The organism is Candidatus Dependentiae bacterium, from assembly GCA_026389065.1.
In the GTDB taxonomy this organism is placed as follows: Bacteria; Babelota; Babeliae; order Babelales; family Chromulinivoraceae; genus JACPFN01.
In genome coordinates this window covers 1-7552 of record JAPLIP010000021.1, presented here as the reverse complement: position 1 = coordinate 7552, position 7552 = coordinate 1, and the positions used below count along the sequence as shown (strand labels likewise).

Here is a 7552-nt window from a genome sequence, read left to right as displayed (position 1 = left end):
TGCAATTTGATAATCCAGCAGACCAGCAAGCTTTTGATGATGCATATCGTGTTTATTATCGTAAGCGTTGGTTTGACATGTCAAAGCTTGAAATGAGCACAGAAAACTATGAGTTGGTTCAGAAGCAATGGGAAGAAATATCTAAGCGTATGCCAGAGTATGTAATGCTTACACAGGATGATTCTGGTTTTGTTGAGATGGTTGGTAAAGATACTCTTTCAGAACAAGATCTTGTTGATACGAAGCGCGAAAATGAGAAGTTTTTGCGATATCAAGCAGCTTGGCAAAAATATATAAATAGCTTTAAACCATATAGAAGTTCTGAGTGGCGATCGCCTGCAGATGAAGAATATGAAGCGGATTTTAAACCTTTTTTTGATGAAAATTAATTGAGTTTGCTATATGTAATCATTGCTCAACCAGTCTTAGAAGAAGAGCAAGGGCTTGAGCCTGAATCAGCAGAAGCTGAGTGGGCACCGTTTGGGCAAAAAGATGATTCTACAAAGTGGAAAAAACGGGCTGGTTGGTAAAAAAATAAAAGAGCAGGTTTTTATAACCTGCTCTTTTTTAATAATTGAATTTAACGTCTTATTATCTTTTAAAAATTGCCAAACAAACTTCGATCATAATCAAAGTGGTAATTAATATTGAAATTAAATCTTCTCGGTTGGCATCAACTTTTTTTTGATACACATAACGAATTTCTTTAATGATATTTAGTTTTTTATCGATAGATTTTTGCCAGCTGCGCAGATCAAGCTGCTTAATGATCAAGTCGTAAATTTCAGAAAAGTAAGCTTCTCCGCCAAGTTTGATGCTACTTTCAAGTCTTTCTGTAATCACAGAAATATCTACTTTTAATTTGTTTAAATCACCAATTGGATCAAAGTATCTAGATCCGATAAATGGCATGTATGAAAGAAGTGGTAAATTTTGAACTTTGCGTTCATACAGTGTTGCAAGCTGTTTATCTAAAAGTTTATCGAAATAATGAAGCTCGAGCTGTTGAATGTTTCCAAGCTCAAAGAAATCGAGAAGCTCTTTGTACTGTGGATCATAAATGAAGGCTGCTTGGGTATCGACAATGATTAGATCTTTTTTAAAGTATCCAGTTGAAGAATCGATGATTGCTTCTTTTTGAAAGTCTGAAAGAGATTCGGTTTCAAATCGTAAAAGCGATGCAATATCATGCCCGTACTGTTCTTTCATCTGACCGCCAGTGATATTTGAATTCGTGTTAATTTGTAAAATCGTGTAGCTGGATTTTAGATGGAAAAAGTTAGGTTTTACGATGAATGGCTTTAATCGTTTATAAATCGAATAGGCGTCATTGACGCTCTGTTTTTGATATTTTTCATCCAGTTTGATCAGGCTTGTTCTCAAGTCAAGAAGGGACTCTGAAACTGGAATTTTATAAGTCAGTGAGATAACGCCAAACTGATGAATCTTGCTGCTGATGCAACGAGATGTGTCGTTTGGATGAGGCAATTCAATTTCTAGGGGTAGGTGATAATGCTTGAAAAACTTTGGAACATGCACGTAGGATGTTTGAATTTCTTTGCATTGCTTGATTGCTTTAAAGTCAATGTCAAAACCAATGTCAAAAGCTGAAAAAATATAGATATTTCCTGAAAAAACAGGATGCTCAGAGTTTTGACTACTGTGATCTTTTGAGTTACTTGAATCGTGTTTCATATGCCTCGTTATCCTCAGGCTTGCCGCACTTCGTCGGTGTTGCCTGGATGGTTGGATCTTTCGATCCAGTAATTAAATAGCTTTTTGTTCCCGTCCCTTATTTTTTTGAATTTACTGTGTGTATCAAAAAAATCAATTGAAAAGTTTTTATAACTCTTGCGAAAGGAACTTGTAATTGGATATCTTGAGTATAGCAGAAATTTAGGGGGACTACGAATATGGGCTTTTTGTATAAAAAAACATTGATTCGACATTCAATTCTTTTGGGGCTGTTTACCTCAGCTAATCTGTTTGGCGGCTTTTTTAACAATTCGTGTTCTCACAAGCCTGTGCGTATTTCTATTGCTTCAAAAAAATTCATTCAAGAAGTCTTGCCGCTGGCACAGGATCTTGGTCTTAGATCTTTTTCTGATTGGACTGACACCATGAAAAATAAAGAATTCTTTGTAAAGTCTGACATTGAAAAACTTCAAAGTATTTTGCGAGAAGAAAAACAAGAACTTTTTAATTTACTTTCATCAAGCAGTGACGACCGCTTGAACGCGGCTGTCTCCCAGAGAGCCAAGGGTAACTACTGGGGGAACCAGCAATCAAATGGCCTTGAAAATTTATTAAAAATTCTTTCAGGAAAGCTGACTGGGTTAAATGCTCGTGGTTTTGAGCATGATCTAGGTCAGCTAAAAAATTTTATAGATTCAATTGAAAACAGGGGTTGTTTTATGGAAAATAGGCAGGAAAAGAAAATAAAAGCCTTGGGATATTTAACCACCATTATAAGCATGGTTTCAAGCTTTGATGGGGTTTTTGTAACCGATTATGATGTTTTTGTGCTTGCATCAAGCGCGCAAGCAATATTTTTAGTTGCATGTGATGTAAAAAATTAGTTGTGAGTTTTAACATTTTTTTAAAGAAGGGACCAGATTATGAATATATTTAAAAGATCAATGTTGTTATCGGTTTTTGCCGTAGCAGAAATGTATGCCATGGAAGGTGAGCATGAAAATACAGCTCCAGGTGCAAATGAAAAGCTTGATACCGTTGCTGAGGCGCAGGAAAAGTTAGATAAGGCAAACGCGAAGAAAGACGCACTAAATAAAGAAGCTGAAGATTATCGTGAGAGGAGTGATCATTATCAGACAATGAAGTCAGAAGAAAAAGAAGCGTTAAAAAAAGAGTTGACTGATCTTAGAACTCGATCTAAGCAATCCCTGACTGATCTACAGACTGCAAGGATAAATATTCGAGAGGCTAAAGAAAGAGAACAGTTGCAAAAAGCAGCAGACGCAAAAAAAGCCCCTGATGTTTCAGCTGCAATGTTTCAAAGTCTTGCTCCAGCAGTTGCTCCAGAAGTTGCTCCAGAAGCAGCTCCAGCAGTTGCTCCAGAAGTTGCTCCAGAAGCAGCTCCAGCAGTTGCTCAAGAAGTTGCTCAAGAAGTTGCTCAAGAAGTTGCTCCAGAAGCAGCTCCAGCAGTTGCTCCAGAAGCAGCTCCAGAAGTGGCATTAAAGCCCGGAGAAGAGAAATTGTCAGAGGAAGATAAGCAAGTTGCTATAAAGATGAAAACAGAAATTTTCGATAAGATTAACCAAATAGAAGGTTTTCAAAAAAATGGGATTGATTTTTCATCAGTTTCTAATGTTTTAGATAGAATTACAAAAGCTGGAAAGATGACGCCTCAAGATCGTGCAGATATTGGAGATGCGCAGCTCAAGGCTGCCAGTTTAATGGAGAAGCTTCTAGCAGAGCCTGCAGGGAAATTAAAAGCATCGCTTTCTAAAGAAGACGTGGTTTCGCTTAATAAAGCTATAGATAGCATGAATAAAGTTGAAGAATCGATGGATGGTGGAGGCGAAATTACACCAGAAGATCAGGCTAGAGTTTTAAATCAGACACCAGAAGAATTGGTCACGTCTTTAAAAACAGCTAGTATTGGTAAAAGTATTCTGAGCGCTTTTAAATTTATTTTAAATTGTGTCGCTACCCTAGTTGTATTTATTGTTATTGTTGCTACTTTGCCAATATCACTGCCTGCTCTTGCTGTTATTAAAGTTCGTGCATCGCTAAGAAGTTCTGAGTCTTCTTCTGATGATTATGTACCAATGAATTCTGCAATTGGCTCATAGCAAGAATTAACTTTTAAAATTAAAAAAGGGACCAGATTATGAATATATTTAAAAGATCAATGTTGTTATCATTTTTTGCAGTAGCAGGAATGTATGCCATGGAGGGTAGTGAGCATGTCGATACGGTTAGTGATCCTGCAGCAAATCATAAAGCTGTTCTTGCTGAGCATGATGCAGCAATGAAAGATAAAATGGATGCGCTGAAGGAAAGAAATAGATTGCGCGATAGTTATTATCGGACTCCAGTGGAAGGTAGGGCCGATGTTACAAAGAAAATAGATGCAGCAGGTAATAAGCTAAAAGCTGCTAACGATAAATTAGATAGCCTTAATGGAAGATTAAATGAATCATTTCGAGCGCTTGAAGAGGCTAACAAAAGAGAAAAGTTACAAAAAGACGCAGCCGCAAAAAAAGCCCCTGATGTTTCAGATGCAATGTTTGAAAGTCTTGCTCCAGAAGTTGCTCCAGAAGTGGCTTTAAAGCCCGGTGAAATGGAGCTATCAAAATATGACAAAGGCAGATTGAATTATTTGAAAACAAATGTCCTTGATAAAATAAGTAGCAACAAAGAAGTAGAAGAGTCTTGTGATAAAGTTATTGATATTAATAAATTTTCAGAGATGATGGATGCTATTTCTAAGGGCGGTAAAATAACGCCAGAACACATAAAAGAATTAAACGATATGAAAGAAAAGCTTGATAAAAACATTGATGCTCTTTTGGGCGATAAAGCATTGAGCCATGAAGGAAATATGACAAAAGAGGCTTTAAAGACCATGACAGATGTCATGAATAAATTAAGTGAGCAATTAAAAGAAGTCTCTGGCGCAGCTGATGCTGAAGTTGCCAAAAAAACAGAAGAAGTGAAAAAAGGCTTTACAGATGGTGGGGATAGCGCTATGGCTCGAATGCTTAAAGCATTCTTGCCAGATTTTAGCAAGTTGACGGCTGGACAGTGTATTGTAGCGGCACTGGTTGTTTTAGCTATTGCAGCTATCGTGGTGGCTTTTCATGCTGCTATCGCTATTGGAGCGGTAGTTACTGGAGTTATTGTTGGAGTTGCTTTAACTGTTGCTGTTGCTAACAAGGCTGACAATGAAAGAAGCGGGTCTGATAGTGATGATTATGTAGCAATGAATCCTGCAATTGGCTACTAGCAAGAATTAACTTTTAAAAGATAAAAAGGCGCCAGGTTTAAAAGCCTGGCACCTTTTTTATTAAGATCGTTTTAAAATAGTGAGGAATGCTTCTTGTGGAACAGAAACGGTACCGACTTGTTTCATTCGTTTTTTACCTTCTTTTTGTTTTTCAAGAAGTTTTCGTTTACGAGTTACGTCGCCACCGTAGCACTTTGCAGTCACGTTTTTGCGAAGGGCTGCAACGCGTTCACGAGCTAAAATTTTAACTCCGATTGCAGCTTGAATGATAACTTCAAACATTTGGCGCGGGATAACTTTTGCAAGTTTTTCTGCAAGTTCGCGGCCAAGTTTTTCTGCTTTGCTTCGATGAGTCATTAAAGACAGTGCATCAACTGGTTCACCGTTAAGTAAAATATCCATTTTGATTAAATCTGATGCCTCATATCCAGCAATTTCATAATCAAAGCTGGCATACCCAGAGCTGACAGATTTAAGCGTATCGTAAAAATCTGTAGCCACTTCATTGAGTGGAAGTAAATAACTTAAGACAACGCGGTCTTCATCTAAAAAGGACATGTCTTTTTGGATTCCGCGCTTTTCTTGGCAGAGTGACATGATATTTCCAAGATACTGCTTTGGTACGATGATCGTGCCGTTAAGCATTGGCTCTAAAATCTGTTCAATTCTGCTTGGGTCTGGAAAATCTGCAGGGTTTTCAATGCTCAGTCTTCCGCCTTCATGGCGTAGATCGATGTAGTAAAGTACGCTTGGAGCAGTGGCAATGATGCTCAGGTTGTATTCTTGTTCAAGTCTTTGTTTAAACACATCCATATGCAAAAGACCTAAAAACCCACAACGAAAACCAAGACCAAGGGCTGTAGATGTTTTTTTCTCAACGTTCACGCTTGCGTCGTTAAGTGTTAATTTTTCAATAGCGTCAGCAAGTAGTTCAAATTCTGTTGAATCAACAGGATAGATCCCAGCAAACACCATAGATTTTGCAGATTTAAATCCAGGAAATGGAGTAACGCTTGTTTTGGCATGGGATACTGTATCTCCAATGCGAGCTTCTTTGGCCGTTTTCATTCCGGTAATGATGTAGCCAACTTGTCCTGCGTATAAAATATCCATTGGAAGTTGTTCTGGGTACATCAGACCAAGCTCAAGGATTTCATGTTTGCAGTTACTTTGGTGTAGATAAACTTGATCACCTTTTTTGAGCATGCCGTCTTGCAGCGCAACTAAGCAGATAACTCCTCGGTATTCATCATACCAAGAGTCAAATAAAAGTGCTTTGAGTGGTGCGGTCAGGTTTGATTTTGGAGCTGGCATACGAGTGATGATAGCTTCTAGGATGTTGGTAATACCAAATCCTGTTTTTGCAGAACATTCAACGATCTCTTCTTGAGTAAAATCAAAAAGAGTATTGAGCTCTTTTGATATTTTTGGAACGTTTGCGTTGGGCAAATCTATTTTGTTTAATACTGGGACGATGGTTAAATCTTGCTCAAATGCAAGATAAAAGTTTGCCATAGTCTGAGCCTGGACCCCTTGTGCAGCGTCAACCAGGAGCAATGCTCCTTGGCAGGCATACAAAGAACGAGAGACTTCGTAACTAAAGTCTACGTGGCCCGGAGTATCAATTAAGTTTAAAAGATAGGTTTCATTTTTATATTCATAGATCATGGAAGCGGTTTGTGCTTTAACCGTAATTCCGCGTTCTTTTTCAACTTGTAGTTTGTCTAAAAACTGGACGTTGAGTCCTGAGCGAGTTGAAATAGTTCCGGTAAATTCAAGTAAGCGATCAGCTAACGTTGATTTACCATGATCAATATGGGCAATGATTGAAAAGTTCCTGATTTTATCAGGGGTGAATTGGGTCAAATTTATTTTTTTCATGGAAACATTCTAAGCAATTGTTGCACGTTTGTAAATAATCCCTTAAGACTCTTGAGTTTTTGGTTTGGCAATTGCTATTCTTTTGACAAGAAGGTGGTTTTAAAAAATATTTACTTATTTCCTGTGGCTTGACCACAGGATCCAGCAATTAATTGAAAGTCCATTAAGTGCTATGAAAATGATTACAATGATTTTTATTTTATGCTGGACCTCGTGGTCAAGCCACAAGGACTAAGTGAGGAGAATCTTTGTGGAATAATAATTTAATGATTTGTGATTTGTTTGATTAACTATTTAGGTGGTTTTAAAAAAATGGGGGGGGTCTATGAGGTTTGCAATTGTTTCGATCAGTTTTTTGGTAACAGTTCTTTGTTTAACACATATAAAATGTTACACCGCTTGTCCTACTGCGGTTCCTGAAAAATATTCCAAAGTTAAACCTGGAAAAATTGTAGCAGCATATTGTGCCAGCTGGGATAAGTATGGCAGCTATAAAGTGGCCGATATTGAGCCCATCGCTGATAAATTAACACATCTTATTTACGCATTTGCAAAGCCTAACGCGCAAACGGGACTGTGTGATTTGCTCGATCCTTGGGCTGATGTTGGTGCTAATTTTGAACATAGAAAAAAAGTTGGTGGTCATTTTGGTCAGTTAATTGAAATGAAAAAAAAGTATCCACGTTTAAAAATTCTTCT

At 37.7% G+C, this 7552-nt stretch carries 8 protein-coding genes; 6 read left to right on the top strand and 2 right to left on the bottom strand.

The genetic code is table 11. The features are described from left to right. Both NTU89_00920 and NTU89_00915 read left to right on the top strand, forming a co-directional pair. On the top strand, window positions 1-389 hold a 389-nt coding region (locus NTU89_00920), incomplete at its 5' end, for a hypothetical protein (GenBank protein MCX5923107.1). Next, window positions 390-530 (top strand): hypothetical protein, encoded by a 141-nt coding sequence (locus NTU89_00915; GenBank protein MCX5923106.1) that lies wholly within the window; start codon window positions 390-392, stop codon window positions 528-530. A 61-nt stretch (window positions 531-591) separates the two neighbouring features. Here the strand turns inward: NTU89_00915 and NTU89_00910 are convergent, their stop codons facing one another. Then, complete coding sequence (locus tag NTU89_00910) at window positions 592-1695, bottom strand: hypothetical protein (protein MCX5923105.1); 1104 nt, start codon at window positions 1693-1695, stop codon at window positions 592-594. A 218-nt stretch (window positions 1696-1913) separates the two neighbouring features. On the opposite strand from NTU89_00910, the gene NTU89_00905 reads away from it, so the two are divergent. The 3 genes from NTU89_00905 to NTU89_00895 are packed head-to-tail and all read left to right on the top strand — an operon-like array spanning window position 1914 to window position 4972. Beyond that, entirely contained in the window at window positions 1914-2579 is a 666-nt protein-coding gene (locus NTU89_00905; protein ID MCX5923104.1) for a hypothetical protein, read from the top strand. Window positions 2580-2618: 39 nt separating this feature from the next. Beyond that, window positions 2619-3815, top strand: a complete 1197-nt coding sequence (locus NTU89_00900) for a hypothetical protein (protein ID MCX5923103.1) — start codon at window positions 2619-2621, stop codon at window positions 3813-3815. A gap of 38 nt (window positions 3816-3853) precedes the next feature. After that, window positions 3854-4972: a hypothetical protein gene (locus NTU89_00895; GenBank protein MCX5923102.1), complete on the top strand. Its 1119-nt coding sequence runs from the start codon at window positions 3854-3856 to the stop codon at window positions 4970-4972. A 60-nt stretch (window positions 4973-5032) separates the two neighbouring features. Here NTU89_00895 and lepA read toward each other — a convergent pair whose 3' ends face one another. Beyond that, complete coding sequence (lepA, locus tag NTU89_00890; protein MCX5923101.1) at window positions 5033-6853, bottom strand: translation elongation factor 4; 1821 nt, start codon at window positions 6851-6853, stop codon at window positions 5033-5035. A 325-nt stretch (window positions 6854-7178) separates the two neighbouring features. Here lepA and NTU89_00885 point away from each other — a divergent pair. Next, on the top strand, window positions 7179-7552 hold a 374-nt coding region (locus tag NTU89_00885; protein MCX5923100.1), incomplete at its 3' end, for a glycosyl hydrolase family 18 protein.

Coding starts and splice junctions, on each gene's coding strand:
- NTU89_00910 (MCX5923105.1), bottom strand. CDS start 1,695: ATGAAACACGATTCAAGTAACTCAAAAGATCACAGTAGTCAAAACTCT.
- NTU89_00905 (MCX5923104.1), top strand. CDS start 1,914: ATGGGCTTTTTGTATAAAAAAACATTGATTCGACATTCAATTCTTTTG.
- NTU89_00900 (MCX5923103.1), top strand. CDS start 2,619: ATGAATATATTTAAAAGATCAATGTTGTTATCGGTTTTTGCCGTAGCA.
- NTU89_00895 (MCX5923102.1), top strand. CDS start 3,854: ATGAATATATTTAAAAGATCAATGTTGTTATCATTTTTTGCAGTAGCA.
- lepA (MCX5923101.1), bottom strand. CDS start 6,853: ATGAAAAAAATAAATTTGACCCAATTCACCCCTGATAAAATCAGGAAC.